The organism is Aeromonas sp. R4-1, from assembly GCF_040908325.1.
GTDB classification, from domain to species: Bacteria; Pseudomonadota; Gammaproteobacteria; order Enterobacterales; family Aeromonadaceae; genus Aeromonas; species Aeromonas veronii.
In genome coordinates, this window is record NZ_JBFODM010000003.1 from 37,978 (window position 1) to 54,267 (window position 16,290).

The window sequence follows — 16,290 nt, forward strand, 5'->3', positions numbered from 1 at the left end:
AACCGACGGGGCATCAGCTGCCCCGCCAGAGCTCAGGGGAGAGGGTCGGGAGCGGGTGAGGAGGGGGTGCTGACGAGCTGCATCACTTCAATCTGGATACCCTGCACCAGCACGGTTTTCAGATCCTGCAGGTACTCCTCCAGCGGCGACTCTTGCAGCAGCTGGGCGAGCTCGTTGCCCACCGGGGTGAGGCGGTAGTAGAGCAGGGTGATGTTGTTCTGCTTGCACTGCAGCCGCCAGCGCTGGTTGCCAAACTCCAGCTCGACCCCATCGGCGGGCAGCGGGCCGGACTCCAGCTCCGCGCGATGCAGCAGCCCGAGCTCAAACAGTTGCAGCAGGGCGTTGTAGGGCAGTCGGTATTTGCCAAGGCCGAGGCGCGTCGCCTTGGCGCGGCTCAGCAGGGTGGCCCCCTTGTGCAGCCCCAGCAGCAACCGCTGCTCGTCGCTGCCGGTGTAGTGGCAAGTCAGTGAACAGATGCGCTGGAACAGCTGGGCCTCGCGCTGGGTCATCTCTTTGAGGGTGGCGAGCGCCCGAATGGAGAAGCGGCCCGGCGTGGCGACTTCCAGCGCGAAGATCCGCCCCCACAGCTGCTGCATCGGCACCATGCTGATATCTTCCGCCAGTTGCAGGAAGCGGGTCAGCCAGTCGCTGTCCATCTCGCCGCCAGCCGCGGTCTCTTCGCAGTGGCGGGAGGCCATCACCATGATGGCTTCCAGATTGCGCTGGCGGGCGGCCTGATCCGCCAGATGGCGAAAGGTGGCGCGCTGCTCGAAGGTGCTGTCGGTATTGCGGGTGAGCATGCCGTCGATGCCGCGACTGCGGGCCAGACGCAGGGTCTGCTCCTGGCTGCTCAGGATCGAACTCTCTTTTTTCGGGGGGGGGAGGTCTGCCATGCTGACTCCATTCGCACAGGTTCTGGAGCTGAATGTTACTCCAACCGGGATGCCAAGATAACAAAGCGGCCTCCGTGGAGGCCGCTTTTTTTGCAACGGGAGGATTACTCCTCGTAGACGCTCACCTCGACCGCTTCCATCGAATAGGAGGCGGTGGCCATCTCGTGGCTGGAGCTGACAGTGCGCATCTTGCCCTTCACCCAGATTGCATCCCACAGATCATCCACCGGCGCACCCTTGGGGTAGCTCACATAGATCACCTGATTGGTGGGGGGCGGCGGCACATGGATGCAGGCGCCGAAGTAGGGCACCAGCAGGAAGGCGGTGATCTTCTTGGCATCCCCCTCCAGTGGCACCACGAAGCCCGGAATGCGCACATCCTGGTTGTCCAGCTTCTTGTTTACCCCACCCACCGGTTGCGGCACCGACATGGGATCTTCGTGATTGACCTGGGGCGGTGGCAGCAGTTTTTCCCCTTCCGGGATCAGCACATCCCAGTCGATGGTCTTGTAATCGGCGGCCAGGGCGGGCAGCACCAGCAGACTGGCGAGCAGCGCCACAATTTTCCACTTCATCATCTGTCCTTCTGTTTCTATTTTTGGGCGTCTCGCTAGACGCGAATGCTCATGCCATCGCTCAGGCTGTAGCGGTAAGCGCGGGCAGCAGGGAGCAGGCCAATCACCATGCCTGCCAGCCATACTACCCCCAGCAACTGCCACTCATAGGCGCTCGGCAGCCCCAGACTCAGTTGCAGGCCATAGTGGCTGAGCAGCCAGGGCGAGGCAAGCCCCTGCCCCAGATAGAGCACGGCGACCCCGAGAGCGATGCCGACCGTGGTCAGCGCCATCGCCTCCAGCGCCAGCAGCAGGAACAAGTGGGCAGGGCCCGCACCGAGGGATCGCAAAATAGCGAGCTCCCGGCGCCGCTCGTTAAGCCCCGCCAGCAATGTGGTCAGCATGCCGATCAGGCCCGCCACCACCACGAAACCGGCGATCACCGACAGCGCCGTTTCCGCCACGCTCATCAGGCTCCACAGCTCCTGCAGGGCGGCCCCCGGCAGGATCGCCATCAGCGGCTCTTTGGGATAGGTGTTGACGCTGCGTTGCAGCTGGAACGCCAGGATCCGGTTGCTCAGCCCCACCATAAAGGCGGTGATGGTTTTCGGGGTGAGATCCTGCGCCAGCGCCTGCTCCGGCGTCACGTTCTTGCTGTGGCGGCCGGTATCCCAACCGAGATGGATCGCCTCTATCCCCGCCAGCGGCACATGGATGGTGCGATCGATGGGCGTGCCGGTCGGCGCCAGAATGCCCACCACCTTGAACGGCAGGTTGTCGTGCTGGCTGAACGAGGTGTTGCCAGCGCCGTGGGCGATGACGATGGATTGGTCAAGGTGATAGCCGAGCTTCTCGGCCACCTGAGCGCCGAGTACAGCTTCAAACGGCGTGTCGAATGGCCGCCCTTCCCGCAATTGCAGCGACTGTTGCTGACCGTACTTCAGGTGAGTGAAGTAGTCGCCATTGGTGCCGAGCACCCGAAATCCCTTGTGGGAGTCACCAAGGGAAAGCGGGATGGTCCAGGCGACGCCCGGTTTCTGCTTGATAGCCTGATAGGAGTCCCACCCCACGTTGTTGGTGGGGTTGCCGATGCGAAACACAGAGTAGAGCAGCAGATTCACCTGACCGGAGCGGGCACCAACGATGAGATCGGTCCCCGAGACGGTGTTGGAGAAACTTTCGCGGGCCTGGGTGCGCACCCGCTCCACCCCGAGCAGCAGGGTGACGCTGATGGCGACGGCCAGCAGGGTGAGCCCGGCGGTGAGGCGGCGGGCCCAGAGACTTTGCAGGGCTAGCTTTAGCATGATGCCCTCCGGTTGAGCTGTTGCAGGTTTTCTACCCGCGGGAACAGGGGTTCGAGATAAGGGTCGTGACTGACGAAGATCAGGGTCGAGCCCTGCTTGTCGCACTCCTCGAACAACAGCTTGATAAAGGCGGCCCGGTTGTCGGTGTCGAGTGCCGAGGTGGGCTCGTCGGCGATCACCAGTGGCGGCGAGCCGATCAGCGCCCGTGCGGCAGCCACCCGTTGCTGCTGGCCGATGCTGAGGGCATGGACGGGGCGATGCAGTGCGTCATCCGGCAGTTGCAGCTCCGCCAGCAGACGGCGCGCCTCCTGCTCCGGACTCCCTTGCAGGCGGGCCCGTTTGGCGGGCGAAAAGGTGAGGGCAGCGGTCACGTTGTCCTGCACCGAGAGAAAGGGCAGCAGATTGAACTGCTGGAAGATATAACCCAGATTGGCCGCCCGGAAGTGGTCACGGGCACGGCCAGAGAGCCGGGCCAATGGTTGGCCCAGCACCTCCAGGGTGCCGTGGTTGGCGGTCTGGATCCCGGCCAGCAACCCGAGCAGGGTCGACTTGCCAGAGCCCGACGGGCCCTTGATAAAGACCCGCTCACCCTCGCGGATGGTGAGGGCGGGCAGATCGAGTACAGCGTCGCCACCTGGCCAGGCAAAGGCCAGATCGCGGATCTCAACCACGGCTTTTTTCATGGCGTTACCAGCTCAGCTTGTTGGCGGACGGGGTCAGCTCGCCAGCGGTCTGGCCAGTGGGCAGGATCCCCTGCACGCTCAGCTTCTCAAGGCTCGGATAGACGCTAAAAAGGGTTGCCTCAAGGCCGGTCAGTTTGGCCGGGGTGGCGCAGGTGTAGGTGTACATGGCGCCCATATCGGCGTGACCCGCTTCGTCATGATCATGGTGGTCTTCATGTTTGTCGCTGGCAGCCTTGTCATGGTCATGGTCATGGTCATGGTCATGATCGTGATCATGCTCTTCTTTAGCTGCTTGCAGCTCCTGCTGGGTCAGTTTGCAGCCAGCTGCCGGGTCGAAGCGAAACAGGGCGTCAGGTTGCTGGAGGCGGGCGACCGCTTTGGCGTATTGCGCCTTCTCTTCATCGCTCTTGGCGGCGTGCTCGAAGCCCACCAGATCGGCTGCGGGGGCCTGCAGCTCGATCATCAGCTGGTCGCCATCGACCACCAGATTGAGGTGGCCGTGGCCATGCTCGTGGGCGCCGTGGCTGTGGCTCTCGTGTTCGTCGTGATTGGCGTGAGCGCCAAAGGCCGCAGCGGCCAGCAACAGAGTAACTGCTTTCATCTTTAATCCTTTTTTCAAAACAAATGGCGAAATTAAACAAAGGGATAGATAAAAACAGAGGCGGGCGGCGCGCGGATGGCATAGCTGTGAAGCGTGGCGGTATCCGCCGAGCGTTGCATGGTTGCAACAGCGGGCAAAACAGAGGTCGAACCGGGGAAACAATAGGGGGTAGCGGTGATGACCTGTTTGCCATCCAGATGGAGGGCGCAGACCAGACAGTGATGGTCGTCGTGGCCGGGCAGGGCGGATTCAAACTGGTGCCGGGCAAGGGCAGGCTGCAGCCATAACCAGCCCAGCAGCAAGATCCAGATTTTCAGCTTGATACGACCCATAGACCCTTATGGAAAGGGCGCCATCAGCGCCCTTTCTCTCTGACTTAGAGATGGGACTTGATGAGCCCCATCACGGTAGCAATGTTGTTGGCATCGAGCTGGCCATCTTTGGCAAACAGCACCTTGCCCTCTTTATCCAGCAGAATGATCGCCGAGCTTTCCGGCGTCAGATCCCAGGCGTTGCGCGCCATGCCCTTGGCATCCAGCACCATGGCGGACCAGGGGAACTCTTTCTTGCTGTCCTCGGCACTGCTCTTCACGAAGCCGGAGGTGCCCCAGATGGCGTCATTGCTGTTGATGACGGTAACGGTCTGGTACTTGTCTTGCGGCAGTTTGGCGGCCTTGATCGCCTCGATCATCGGGGCGTTCAGCTCCTTGGCACTGGAGCGACCGGCAATATGCTGGATCAGGAACACCTTGCCGGTGAGCGAGGTGCTCTGCCACGGCTGGTAACCGATATCCTTGCCGTTCAGTACCAGCTCACCCTTGTCGCTGACATTGACCAGCGGCACCGGGTTGCCATCCTTGAAGTTGTGAGCAAAGACCAGAGATGGCAGCAGCGCCAAAGTAAGTACGAGATGTTTCATCCTGATGACACTCCATTTGTTATGTTATAACGAGTTTCGGATTGAGGGAATGGGCGAGCTTCATCCTAAACTGATCGGATCTGTTTAAAAAGTGTTAAATAAGATCGCAATTCAGAAGCGTCGGCGCCCCGCCAGTCAGGTGGTTGGCTGGCAAGGGCGGCTAGAATGTCATGACATCGATAAAAATCAATGAATTGGCTGCTGGTCTGAGCTGTCTGCGTCAGTAGAGCGACTCGCTGATGAGGGGGATCTTGGCCATGGTCATCTGCTGGGCCAGCAGGGACGAGCCGGTCAGCAGCACATGGCGCTGATTGTTGATCACCACCACATCACCGGGTACGCCACTGTCTGCCGTAATGGCCAGCCAGGCAGGGGAGACGCTGCCGATGCTGATATCCGGATAGATGATGCTGAGCACATATTGCGGGGCCAGCTCCGCCAGCAGGCTGGCCATCAGCAGAGCCTTCTCGTCGCTATCGGCCTTGTTATCCTGCAGTGCCTGCAGCGGCGGCGCGAAGTGATCCAGCTGCTCCGGTTGGGTGGGGATGGCGTTCAGCCACTCCTGCAGCAGGCTGACGCTGGTGGCGAGATCCTTGGCCGCAAATTGCTGCGCCAGTGGCTTGAGGTGCCCTTTGAAGTGGTAGAAGAGCTGGGAGTAATCGGGTCGTACGCAAGGCAGTTTGCGATTGGCCGGATGGACGCAGGGGATCACCCTCATCTGGTAGAAGGCATCCTCCTGATACTGCTGGTAGGCTTGCCAAAACAGCATCGACTCCATGCTGTCGTCCCGCAGGGTGAAGGCCTGCTCCAGATTGCGAAATTTGGTAGCGGTCTCGGGGCTGCTCTGATTGATCAGGTTGATGCTGTTGTAGAGCCGCGGGCTGATATAGGCGTAAAGGGTCTCCAGCGGATTGGTGAGAGAGGCCTTCAGCAGGCTCATCTCGTGGCGACTGGCGGCCATCACCTGATCGTCGGTGGTCAGCTGGAAGTGCTTGCGCTGGCCATCGGTGGATTGCCACTGCCAGCTCATGTTGATTTCGCTGGCGTTGCTTGTAGCACCAAGAGTGGTGCAGAGAGTGAGGCTGAGCAACAGCGCGGGGGTCAGCTTCATGGTGGTGCTTCCTGCCGTGGACGATAATTAACAACTAGGTGAGCTGGCACCACTTTGGTGATGTTTCGTTTTGTGATCTGGATAACAGATTGATGTGACTTTTAATTTAATTGTGAAATTAAGTCACTCTGGAGGGGTTATGAAGCCTTGGATCATAGTGCTGTCAGGGCTGCTCAGCCTGCCAGCCATGGCGGGTCAGGTGATCGTCAACAAGGGGATGTCCGTTGCTGATACCTTTGCTCTGCGTGACCAGCTGGCGCGCGAACACGAATGGCAGGAGTGGCTGCGCTACCAGCAGTCTATCAAGTGGCTGGAGGTGTTGCCGGTCAACTGCGAGCTGATGAGCCAGCCGGGCGGTGGCTATCGCTGTGGCGGTGATTACTATCGTCCCTACCAGAAAGATGGTCGTGAAATATACATTCAGGGCAATCCTGCCGGAGATGCGGCCGGTCAGCTGCCGCAAATACCGACAAAAAAGGCGCCATAAGGCGCCTTTTTTCATACCGAGTGACGCTTACTTGGCAGCGTAACGCTCGGCAGAAGTCTTGATCTCGGCTTCGGCAGCAGCCTTGTCGCCCCAGCCTTCCACCTTGACCCATTTGCCCGCTTCCAGCTCTTTGTAGCGCTCGAAGAAGTGCTGGATCTGGGCTTTCAGCAGTTCCGGCAGATCGTTCACATCCTGGATGTGGTCGTACTGCTTGGTCAGCTTGGAGTGCGGTACAGCAACGATCTTGGCATCTTCGCCAGATTCGTCGGTCATCTTCAGCACGCCAACCGGGCGGCAGCGAATGACGGAACCGGCCAGCAGCGGGTAGGGGGTCGGAACCAGTACGTCGACGGGGTCACCATCCAGAGAGAGGGTCGCGTTCACGTAGCCGTAGTTGCACGGATAGAACATCGGGGTAGACATGAAGCGATCGACGAAAATAGCACCGCTGTCCTTGTCGACTTCGTATTTGATCGGGTCGGCATTCTGCGGGATTTCGATGATGACATAGATATCGTCGGGCAGGCTATTGCCGGCCGGTACCAGGTTCAGGCTCATGATAATTCCTTCGTTGTTAGTATCAGGTTTGCAGGCCGATATTATAGCGATGTGATGTTAAATGACCATATTTCAGCGGCTATCGCTAACAAAGAAGGGGGATGTTTCCGGTTTGCGGCGCTTTGATGTGTGCGGGATGCAACAAAACGGCTGTTTTGATGCCCTGCCGGTGAGCAAGGTCACCGGCAGGGCATGTGGAGTTGCGAGCAAAGAGGGTCAGAGCGAGTAGGGGAGTCTCGATTCGTTGACCAGTCGCGACAGGGCTGTTACGACATGAGGGTCAAACTGGGTACCGGATCGGGACTGGATATACTCCATGGTCTGCGTCAGCGTCCAGGGCTCCTTGTAGGGGCGCTTGCTGAGCAGGGCATCGAATACATCGACTACCGCCACAATCCGCGCCGACAGGGGGATCTGCTGGCCAGCCAGCTGCTGCGGGTAGCCCTTGCCATCGAAGTGCTCGTGGTGGCCCCGGGCGATCTCTGCCCCCAGCGAGAGGTAGCTGGTTCCCTCCACCATTTCGCCCGCCTTGTGCAGGATATTGGCGCCGATACCGGCGTGCTGCTCCATGATGGCCCGCTCTTCCGGGTCGAAACGTCCGGGCTTGTGCAGGATATGGTCCGGGGTACCCACCTTGCCCACATCGTGCAGGATGGAGGCCATGCCGATCATCTCGATAAACTCCGGGGTCAGCTGCTCGGGATAGGCTGTCATCTGCTTCAATTCGGCCACGATGGCATCCGAGAGCTTCTGCACCCGCAAGACATGTTCGCCGGTATCGGAGTCGCGAAACTCCGCCAGCGCCGCCAGTGCCACCACGGTGGCCTCCTGGGCGCGCAGCAACTGGTTGTAGAGATAGAGGTTGTCGTAGGCTGCCGAGATGCGCTGGCAGAAGACATCCAGCAGATCGCACTCGAGGGGATCGAGAGGCTGGGTCGGGGTAAAACTCAGCACGAATTCGCGACCATTCTGGGCGGCGATATAGAGGGAGTCCTGCGGGTGTTCAAAGCGGTTGCAGCGCGCCGCCAGTGCCTTCATGACCGAGTCATTGAGGGTGGGGAAGTCGGTGATCTTGCCATCATCCAGCAGAGTCTCGTAGTCGCCGGTGGCGGCGAGGATCTCCAGCCCCTGTTCGCCGGGACGGCGCTCGGCGCAGATAGCCCCTTCGGTGCCCACATCGAGAATGGCGCTGATCTGTTTCAGCACGCCGGAGGCAAACTCCTTGAGTGAATGAAGATGGTAGAGATCGCCCGCCCCTTCCAGAATTTTGCCGAGCCCCTGCCGGCTCTTGTCGATGGCACTGAGGGTTTCGTATGAACGCAGGGATGCGATGACAGTGGTGTAGAGCTTTTGTACCGTCAGCTCGGTCTTGGTTTTGTAGTCGTTGATGTCGTAATCGAGGATCACCCGCTGCTCGGGGGCTTGGCCGGGTTGGCCGGTACGCAGCACGATCCGCACCAGCGAGTTGTGCATTTCGTTGCGGATCCGGTGCACCAGCCGCAGACCTGCATCTTCGGTCTCCATCACCACATCGAGCAGGATCAGTGCAATCCTGGGATTGGCCTCCAGCATGCGGCCAGCTTCGGCGCCGCTGTAGGCATTGAGCAGCTCCAGCGGACGGGATTTGTAGTGAATGTTGGAGAGGGCCAGGCGGGTGGCATGATGGATATCCGGCTCATCATCCACGATCAGCACTTGCCATGGGTTGAGTGCCTTGGGGACCACGACCTCCTCATCATCGAGTTCGATGATGTCGTCGTCCAGCAAGATATCGTCCTTGTCTTGGGCACTGCTCATATCGGTTACGCCTCCGGCGCTCAATGAGTATGTGAAGAGTATGCACGGTCACATCCGCTCGGATCATCAGGATAAGTAGATATCGTGAGCTGGCTCCGCCTCTTTATCGCTACTCGAAAGGTTCCAGATACCCCTGGATCGACTTCTTCAACCAGGCCAACACCTTGCCGTGATAGGCGTTTTCCGCCAGATAGACCCCGTAATCTCGCCACTGCAGGCTGAACTTGTGTTTCAGGGTCAGCAGGGAGCCTTGTCGCAGCTGGCTCTGGATCAGTGGCGAGGGGAGCACCGCCCAGCCCAGTCCGTCCAGCACCGCATTGCGCATCAACTCGAAGCTGGAGAGACCGATATGCTGGCCTCCCACAGGTAGCAGGCTTTTTACCGAAAATTCATCTACATACGAGAGGGTGACCTGAGTGTGATCGGTCAGATCCTGCTGTTTGACCCGCTTCAGTCCGGCCAGCGGATGGCTGGGTGCCACCACCATCAGGGTGCGGATCGGGTTGAGCATGTCGATATTGAGGCCGCTGCGCTCCTGATCTTCGGTAATAAGGCCAAAAGCGGCATCGACGAATCCCTCTTCCACCAGCGCCGGCAGTTCGGGTGGGGAGGCGAGCACCAGCGAGATACTGGTGCCGGGAAACTGGCTGTGCAAGGCGGTCAGCATCTCGCGCCACACCGGTTCGGGAATCGCGTCATCGCGGGCGACCCGTAGCGCTACTTCGGCCCCCGAGGCGTAATGTTTGCACTTCTGCTGCAGGCTGTTGGCTGCCTGCAGCAGGCGAGTGCAATCATCAAGCACCAGCTCGCCGATCTCGGTCAGCCGACTCTGATTGGCACCTCGTTCAAAAAGTTCGACGCCAAGCTCAACTTCCAGCGCCGCGATGGCGGTGCTGACGGCGCTGCGGCTTTTGCCGAGGCGACGGGCGGTGTTGGCAATAGAGCCGCTATTGGCTGACTCTACAAAGAGTTCTATCTGATATAGCTTCATGTTTTACAGGCTGTGGCGGAGTTTTTCACCATCACCTTAGCGTGCCAAACCAAGGCAAGGCAAACCTGTAGCGTCGGAATAATCGACGCTGAGCGATTGTCGCGAGTTGCTTCTCCCCGTTTACCATCTCTCCCGTCGAAGCAACAAAGGCATCTTATATGTTATTAAGTCGTATGTTTCTGGCCCGGCTGTTTTTGACCGGTGCCATCGTGACCGAGGTCGCCGGTACCTCCAGCATGGCCATGATCCCCGAGCAGGGAGCTGGCTGGATGAATTACATCCCGATGTGGCTGTTGATCGGTTTCTCGTACTGGTTGCTGGCGAAAGCCGCCAAAACAATCTCCATTGGTATTGCGTTTGCGCTCTGGGAGGGGCTCGGGATCACCCTGATCACCATAGTGTCGGTCATGTTCCTTGGTTACGATGTGACCGTTCAGGAGCTGATTGGCCTGGCTCTCGCGATAGTGGGGATTGTTATGGTGACCATGGGGGAGACCCATGATGAGCCCGCAGACAAGTCAGTAGAAGCGGAGGCCACAGCATGAGTCCGTTTGTGATTGTATTGGGTGCCGCACTGATCGATATCGGCGCCAACATGGCCATCAACCGCTCCAAGGGTTTTCGTTACAAGGGGTGGGGATTCCTGGGGATCATGCTGGTACTCGGCGCCTTTACCCTGCTCTCGGAAGCGGTAAGTGGCGGCCAGATTGACCTGGCTGTTGCCTACGCCACCTGGGGGGCTATCGGCATCGTCGGTACGGCGCTGGGCGGTTTGCTCTTCTTCGGTGAGCGGCTCAAGCCCATCGGCTGGGCTGGCATGATGGTGATGGCGCTGGCTGTCGTTATGCTGACTACCGCTTGATGACCTGAAGCAATAAGAAAAGCCGCCCGGTAGCAACCGGGCGGCTTTTGTTTGGCTGATTGCTTGGTCGATGCAGGCTCAGCGCGGCGCTTCGTAGAGCTCCAGCGGCAGGCCGTCGGGGTCGGCGAAGAAGGTAAAGCGCTTGCCGGTCAGCTCATCCACCCGTACCGGCTCTACCTCGACCCGATGGGCCAGCAGGTGGGCGACGACCCGGTCAAGATCGCTGACCCGAAAGGCGAGATGGCGCAGGCCGCACGCCTCGGGGCGGGAGGGGCGCTCGGGAGGCGAGGGGAAGCTGAACAGCTCCAGCTGGCTGCCGTCCGGCAGGGCCAGATCCAGTTTCCACGACTGGCGCGCCTCGCGCAGGGTCTCGGCGATAATGGGTAGCCCCAGCACCTCGTGGTAGAAGTGGCGCGAGCGTGGGTAATCGCTGGCGATGATGGCCACATGGTGGATGGAGTCAAACAGCGGAAAGGTCATGGTGTTTCCTTGTCAGCAGCATAGTGAACGGGCAGCCTGCGCTGCCCGTGTCGTTGATCTAGTTGAAGAAACCGCCGAACCAGTCATCCAGCGCACTGCGCGGCGTCGCGCTGCTGGCGCAGCCGGCCGGGGAGCCCATGGTGGAGGCTTTGGCCGGCACCTGCAGGCTGCCCGGGCAGTCGCTGGTGACGCGGGTGCCGCTGGCGCGGGAGAAGTTGGCCCAGGTGACCCCTTCCGGCATCTTCAATCCCAGACTGTTGACGCCGCGCTGGCTCATGTAGCCGCTAAAGAGCTGCAGTGCCCCGCTGGCACCGGTCAAGCCTGCCGGGGTGTTGTCGTCGCGACCGACCCAGATACTGACCAGCTCGTTGTTGTCCATCCCGGCAAACCAGGAGTCGCGCAGCTCGTTGGTGGTGCCTGTCTTGGCCGCCATGGTGGCGCCCGGGAACTTGGCACTGAGGGCGCGGGCTGTGCCCTGACTCACCGTCTTGGTCATGGCGAACAGGGTCAGCCAGCTTGCTTGCTGGTCGGTGACCCGCTTGGCGGTCTGATCATGCTGATAGAGCAGGCTGCCATCCCCGTTGACTACGGCGCGAATGGCCGACAGCGGCTGGGTCAGCCCCTGATTGGCGATGGGCAGATACATCTGGTTCACCTCCAGCGGGGAGAGGGCCACCGCCCCCAGCACCAGCGACGGATAGGGCTGGATCTCCTGCTGGACTCCCAGCTTGTGCAGGGTATCGACCACTTTTTCCAGCCCCACCTGCAGACCCAGATTGACGGTCGGTACGTTGAGGGAGCTGGCCAGCGCATCCATCAGCGGTACGCTCTGGCGGAACTTGCGATCGTAGTTTTGCGGTGTCCAGACCTGACCATCCTGACCGCGAATGCGGATCGGCTGATCTTTGAGCGGGGTCGCCAGGGTCAGGCCGTTGGAGAGACCGGTGAGGTAGACCGCCGGTTTCACCAGCGAGCCGATCTGGCGGCGGGCATCCAGCGCCCGGTTGAACCCGGCGTAGCGGGGATCGCGGCCACCCACCAGCGCGACGACTTCGCCCTTGTGCCAGTCGGAGACCACCATGGCCGCTTCCAGCTTCTTCTTGCCGCGCAGCTTTTCGATATCTGCGAGGCCCGATTCGACCGCTCGCTCGGCCGCATGCTGGGCGATGGGGTCGAGGCTGGTGAAGATCTTGAGGCCGGACTGCTTGAGCAGATCGGCGCCGAAGCGGCTCTGGATCTCCCGCTTGAGCAGTCCCATAAAGGCCGGGGTGCGGCCATAGCTCATCTGGCCACGGGCGATGATGCCGAGGGGTTGGCGGCTGGCCAGTTCATACTCGGCCTGGGTCAGGCTGCCGTGATCCATCAGCAGCTTCAGCACCAGATCACGGCGGGTCTTGGCCCGCTCCGGGAAGCGCCATGGGTCGTAATAGGAGGGGCCTTTCACCAGACCGACCAGCAGGGCGACCTGATCGATATCCAGCTCGTTGACCGGAATGCCGAAGTAAAAGTAGGAGGCGAGGCCAAAACCGTAGACCCCTTGCGAGAAGTTTTGTCCCAGATAGACCTCGTTGAGGTAGGACTCGAGGATCTCGTCCTTGCTGTAGCGATAGTCGATCAGCACAGCCATGTAGGCTTCCTGCAGCTTTCGCCACAGGCTGCGCTCACGGGTCAGGAAGAAGTTTTTGGCCAGCTGCTGGGTCAGAGTACTGCCCCCCTGCACGGTACGACCCGCGATCAGGTTGGCGAACATGGCGCGCATGATGGCCACCGGCGAGACGCCGCCATGCTGGTAGAAGTCGCGATCTTCGGTGGTGAGCAGGGTCACCAGCAGGCTGTCGGGCACCTCGGCGATGCGTACCAGCAGGCGATCTTCCCGATCCTCGGTATTGAGGCGATCGAGCAGCACCGGGTCCATTTGGGCGTAACCGAGCTGGCGCTGGTTCTCCAGCGACTGGATCCCCTCAAGGCGCGGGCCGTTGAAGGTGAGGCGCAGGCCACGGGCACCGTCGGCGCCATCATAGAACTCGAACGGACGGCGAATCAGCTCGATGCGGTTGCCGTTGATGGTGTATTCACCCGGCGTGTGAGGCTGGCGCACCTGCTTGTAGCTCAGCATATTGAGCTCGCGCAGCATCTGGTCCCGCGACAGGCGCTGGCTGGGATAGAGCTCCAGCGGGCGGCTGTAGACCATCACCGGCAGCTGCCACTTCTCGCCATCGAAGCGCTCGCGCACCTTGGTATCGAGGTAGATGCCAAACACCACCATAAAGGCCACCACCACCAGGGAGAGCTTGAAGCCAAGCCAGAACAGCTTGCGCCAGATGGTGCGTTTGGGCGCTGCCTTCTTGGGGGCACGCTTGCGTCGTTGGGTTGCCATAAATCCTCTTTGCTTTCCTTTCTACTTGTTATGTCGCATTCGCGAACGTTCGAGCGGGATTAACCCGCCGAACCTAGATGCCCATCTTCTTCTTGGTGACTTTGGTCGGCATCGCTTCCAGCGGATTATCCGGCCAGTAGTGGCGGGGATAGCGCCCCTTCATCTCTTTCTTCACCTGTTCGTAGGATCCTGCCCAGAAAGCGGCCAGATCGGCAGTGATCTGCAGCGGTCGCTGGGCGGGGGATAGCAGCTCCACCACCAGCGGTACCCGGCCATCGGCCACGCAGGGGGTCGAACCTTGCCCGAACATCTCCTGAATGCGCACCGGGATCACCGGTGCTTGCCCTGGCTGATAGCGGATCCGCACCCGGCTGCCAGTGGGCGCCGCAAAGTGGCTGGGCAGCGCCTCGTCCAGCCGTTTGGGCAACGGCCAGGGCAGGGATTGGCGCAGGATGTCGCCGAGGTTGAGCTTTTTCAACTGCTCCAGCCGGGTCATGCCGCTCACCGCTGGCAGCAGCCACTGTTCTAGGTCGGCCAGCAGGCTCTCGTCATCCATCGCGGGCCACCCCTCATCGGGCAGCCAGTCGCGGGCGCAGCGCATGCGGGCCAGCAGCCCTTCGCTGCTCTCGTCCCACGGCAACACATGCAGCCCCTTGCGGCGAATGCCTTGCAGCAGGCAGCGCCCTTTCTGCTCGTCAGAAAGTTCGGTCAGCGGTCGTTGGCCCAGCACCAGCTCGCCGATCACCTGCTGGCGTTCGGCGCGCACCCGCTCTTCCCGCTCATCCCAGTCGAACCACTGCCGTTCGCTCACCAGCTCCGGCAGCAGGCGAACCAGCTCGTCCAGATCGACAGGTTCGGCGATAAAGATGCGGCTGCCGCGATCGTTCTGCCCCATCTCGATGGCGATAAGGGCGGCTTGTCCCTGACAGGGATGACCTTCTACCAGATCGCAGCTCACCCCACCACTGAGTTGATAGCGACTGCCGCTACGCAGTTTGCCGATGCGATCCGGCCAGGCGAGAGCGCAGAGCAGCCCCAGCCACTGACCCTGCGCACAGGCAGGGCGGGCGCCAAGCCGTTCAAACCAGCGGGCCGCGCTCTGGCGCAGGGCACTTTGACGGCGGTGGAACAGTACAGAGAGGCGCTCCGATCCTCGCAGATCTTCTTCCTGCAACGCCACCAGATAAGCGGCATCGGCGACAATCCCTGTCAGACCTTCAGCTTCCAGCTCGCGGGCGCGCAGCAGCATGCGGGCGAGACGAGGGTGAGTACCGAAGGCGGCCATGGCGCGGCCAGCGGGAGTGAGTTGTTGCTCACCCTCCGGCTTCATGGCGCCAAGGGCCACCAGCAGCCGCTGGGCGCTGGCCACCGCGGCGGCGGGGGGCATGTCCAGCAGCGGCAGCTCTTCCACCCTGGCACCCCACTGGGCGGCGTCCAGCAGCAGGCCGGTCAGCTCCTGAGTGAGAATGTCTGGCGGACTCTGCTCGGCGAGCCGCTCCTGCACCTCGCTGCTCCAGAGCCGGTAGCAGACACCGGGGCCGAGACGACCGGCACGGCCCGCCCGCTGGGTGGCGGAAGATTTGGCTATCTGGCGCGTCTCCAGTCGGGTGACGCCGCTTTTCAGATCAAACGAGGCCCGCCGCTCCAGCCCGCTGTCGATCACCACCGAAATCCCCTCGATGGTGAGGGAGGTCTCCGCCACATTGGTGGTGAGCACCAGCTTACGGCGGCCCTCAGGTGCCGGCTCGATGGCCGCCTGCTGTGCTGCCATGTCGAGGCGACCGTAGAGGGGGGCGAGGGTCACATCATCCGGCAGCCGCCCTTCCAGCCACTGTGCCAGCCGCTCGATCTCCCCCTGTCCCGGCAGAAAGACCAGCAGGCTGCCGCGGTGGGCGGCCAGCGCCTCCAATACTACGGCGCCGACCTGCGGCTCCAGCCACTGCTGGCGATTGGCGGGGCGGTAGTGGTAGTCGATGGGAAAACCGCGCCCTTCGGAGCGAACTACCGGGGCATCCGGCAACAGGCGCTCGAGCGCCATGCCATCCAGGGTGGCGGACATCACCAGGAGCTTTAGGTCATCGCGCAGCCCTTGCTGGCTCTCGATGGCGAAGGCCAGCGCGGTATCGGCGTGCAGGCTGCGTTCGTGGAACTCGTCGAAGATCACCAGCGAGACGCCGCCGAGCTCGGGATCCTGCTGCAACATCCGGGTCAGCACCCCTTCGGTGACGATCTCGAGCCGGGTCGCTGAGCTGGTGCGGCTCTCGCCTCGCACCCGCAGGCCAATGCGCTCGCCCACCTTCTCCCCCAGCTGACGGGCCAGAAAGCTGGCGATATTGCGCGCCGCCAGCCGCCTTGGCTCCAGCATGATGATACGGCCGGACAGCCGGTTCTGGCGCACCAGCTCCAGCGGCAGCAGGGTCGATTTGCCCGCGCCGGGTGGCGCCTGCAGGATCACGCTGGTGTGGCTGTCGAGGGCGGCAAAGAGTTCGGGTAATACCGAAACGATGGGGAGCAGGGACAAAGCGATGAGCACCTTCTGTGGCAACCGGTAAAACGGCGCCTATTCTGCCACAGCCACCCGCGCCACCGTGAGTGGATGTGCGGATATGGCCACTCGGGCGGGAGGCTGGCGAGACATGGCCGGATGGCTGCCATAGAATGGGCTCATCCAAT

General features: G+C 61.4%; 17 protein-coding genes. 3 read left to right on the forward strand and 14 right to left on the reverse strand.

The genetic code is table 11. The features are described 5' to 3' along the window. Positions 1-32: 32 nt before the first annotated feature. The 8 genes from AB5Y90_RS00180 to AB5Y90_RS00215 all read right to left on the reverse strand — a co-directional run bounded on the left by AB5Y90_RS00180 (position 33) and on the right by AB5Y90_RS00215 (position 6,065). A complete protein-coding gene (locus tag AB5Y90_RS00180; RefSeq protein ID WP_042079971.1) occupies positions 33-893 on the reverse strand; it encodes a TIGR03899 family protein in 861 nt (286 codons plus the stop codon). Between the two features lie 104 nt (positions 894-997). Then, a complete protein-coding gene (locus AB5Y90_RS00185; RefSeq protein ID WP_026034852.1) occupies positions 998-1,471 on the reverse strand; it encodes a DUF3299 domain-containing protein in 474 nt (157 codons plus the stop codon). A gap of 32 nt (positions 1,472-1,503) precedes the next feature. Continuing rightward, positions 1,504-2,751 (reverse strand): ABC transporter permease, encoded by a 1,248-nt coding sequence (locus AB5Y90_RS00190; RefSeq protein ID WP_042052401.1) that lies wholly within the window; start codon positions 2,749-2,751, stop codon positions 1,504-1,506. Then, positions 2,745-3,434 (reverse strand): ABC transporter ATP-binding protein, encoded by a 690-nt coding sequence (locus AB5Y90_RS00195; RefSeq protein ID WP_005335686.1) that lies wholly within the window; start codon positions 3,432-3,434, stop codon positions 2,745-2,747. The genes AB5Y90_RS00190 and AB5Y90_RS00195 overlap by 7 nt, the downstream gene beginning before the upstream one ends. A 4-nt stretch (positions 3,435-3,438) precedes the next feature. Then, on the reverse strand, positions 3,439-4,035 hold the full coding sequence (locus AB5Y90_RS00200; protein ID WP_005354691.1) for a DUF2796 domain-containing protein: 597 nt from the start codon (positions 4,033-4,035) through the stop codon (positions 3,439-3,441). A gap of 32 nt (positions 4,036-4,067) precedes the next feature. After that, the gene (locus tag AB5Y90_RS00205; protein WP_199427620.1) at positions 4,068-4,367 is read right to left on the reverse strand and encodes a DUF2607 family protein; all 300 of its coding nucleotides are present in this window, start codon (positions 4,365-4,367) and stop codon (positions 4,068-4,070) included. A 44-nt stretch (positions 4,368-4,411) separates the two neighbouring features. Continuing rightward, entirely contained in the window at positions 4,412-4,954 is a 543-nt protein-coding gene (locus tag AB5Y90_RS00210) for a YtfJ family protein (protein WP_005343253.1), read from the reverse strand. 220 nt (positions 4,955-5,174) lie between these two features. Beyond that, positions 5,175-6,065 carry a hypothetical protein gene (locus AB5Y90_RS00215; RefSeq protein WP_043821720.1) on the reverse strand — a complete coding sequence of 297 codons (891 nt, stop codon included), beginning with the start codon at positions 6,063-6,065 and terminating at the stop codon, positions 5,175-5,177. 139 nt (positions 6,066-6,204) lie between these two features. Between AB5Y90_RS00215 and AB5Y90_RS00220 the strand changes: the two genes are divergently transcribed. Further along, a complete protein-coding gene (locus AB5Y90_RS00220; protein ID WP_368166387.1) occupies positions 6,205-6,552 on the forward strand; it encodes a hypothetical protein in 348 nt (115 codons plus the stop codon). A gap of 27 nt (positions 6,553-6,579) precedes the next feature. On the opposite strand, the gene ppa is transcribed toward AB5Y90_RS00220, so the two are convergent. The 3 genes from ppa to AB5Y90_RS00235 form a co-directional block, all read right to left on the reverse strand. Then, a complete protein-coding gene (ppa, locus tag AB5Y90_RS00225) occupies positions 6,580-7,110 on the reverse strand; it encodes an inorganic diphosphatase (protein ID WP_157161974.1) in 531 nt (176 codons plus the stop codon). Between the two features lie 216 nt (positions 7,111-7,326). Beyond that, on the reverse strand, positions 7,327-8,907 hold the full coding sequence (locus AB5Y90_RS00230; protein WP_368166388.1) for a DUF3369 domain-containing protein: 1,581 nt from the start codon (positions 8,905-8,907) through the stop codon (positions 7,327-7,329). Between the two features lie 109 nt (positions 8,908-9,016). Further along, on the reverse strand, positions 9,017-9,898 hold the full coding sequence (locus AB5Y90_RS00235; protein WP_201990108.1) for a LysR family transcriptional regulator: 882 nt from the start codon (positions 9,896-9,898) through the stop codon (positions 9,017-9,019). Positions 9,899-10,056: 158 nt separating this feature from the next. On the opposite strand from AB5Y90_RS00235, the gene AB5Y90_RS00240 reads away from it, so the two are divergent. Both AB5Y90_RS00240 and AB5Y90_RS00245 read left to right on the forward strand, forming a co-directional pair. Next, positions 10,057-10,443 (forward strand): multidrug efflux SMR transporter, encoded by a 387-nt coding sequence (locus tag AB5Y90_RS00240; protein WP_005335660.1) that lies wholly within the window; start codon positions 10,057-10,059, stop codon positions 10,441-10,443. Then, positions 10,440-10,760: an SMR family transporter gene (locus AB5Y90_RS00245; RefSeq protein ID WP_005335659.1), complete on the forward strand. Its 321-nt coding sequence runs from the start codon at positions 10,440-10,442 to the stop codon at positions 10,758-10,760. The genes AB5Y90_RS00240 and AB5Y90_RS00245 overlap by 4 nt, the downstream gene beginning before the upstream one ends. 78 nt (positions 10,761-10,838) lie before the next feature. Here AB5Y90_RS00245 and AB5Y90_RS00250 read toward each other — a convergent pair whose 3' ends face one another. The 3 genes from AB5Y90_RS00250 to hrpB all read right to left on the reverse strand — a co-directional run bounded on the left by AB5Y90_RS00250 (position 10,839) and on the right by hrpB (position 16,138). Beyond that, positions 10,839-11,240, reverse strand: a complete 402-nt coding sequence (locus AB5Y90_RS00250; protein ID WP_201990110.1) for a VOC family protein — start codon at positions 11,238-11,240, stop codon at positions 10,839-10,841. 58 nt (positions 11,241-11,298) lie between these two features. Further along, a complete protein-coding gene (gene mrcB, locus AB5Y90_RS00255) occupies positions 11,299-13,617 on the reverse strand; it encodes a penicillin-binding protein 1B (protein WP_368166389.1) in 2,319 nt (772 codons plus the stop codon). A 73-nt stretch (positions 13,618-13,690) separates the two neighbouring features. Next, on the reverse strand, positions 13,691-16,138 hold the full coding sequence (hrpB, locus tag AB5Y90_RS00260) for an ATP-dependent helicase HrpB (protein ID WP_368166390.1): 2,448 nt from the start codon (positions 16,136-16,138) through the stop codon (positions 13,691-13,693). Between the last annotated feature and the right edge of the window lie 152 nt (positions 16,139-16,290).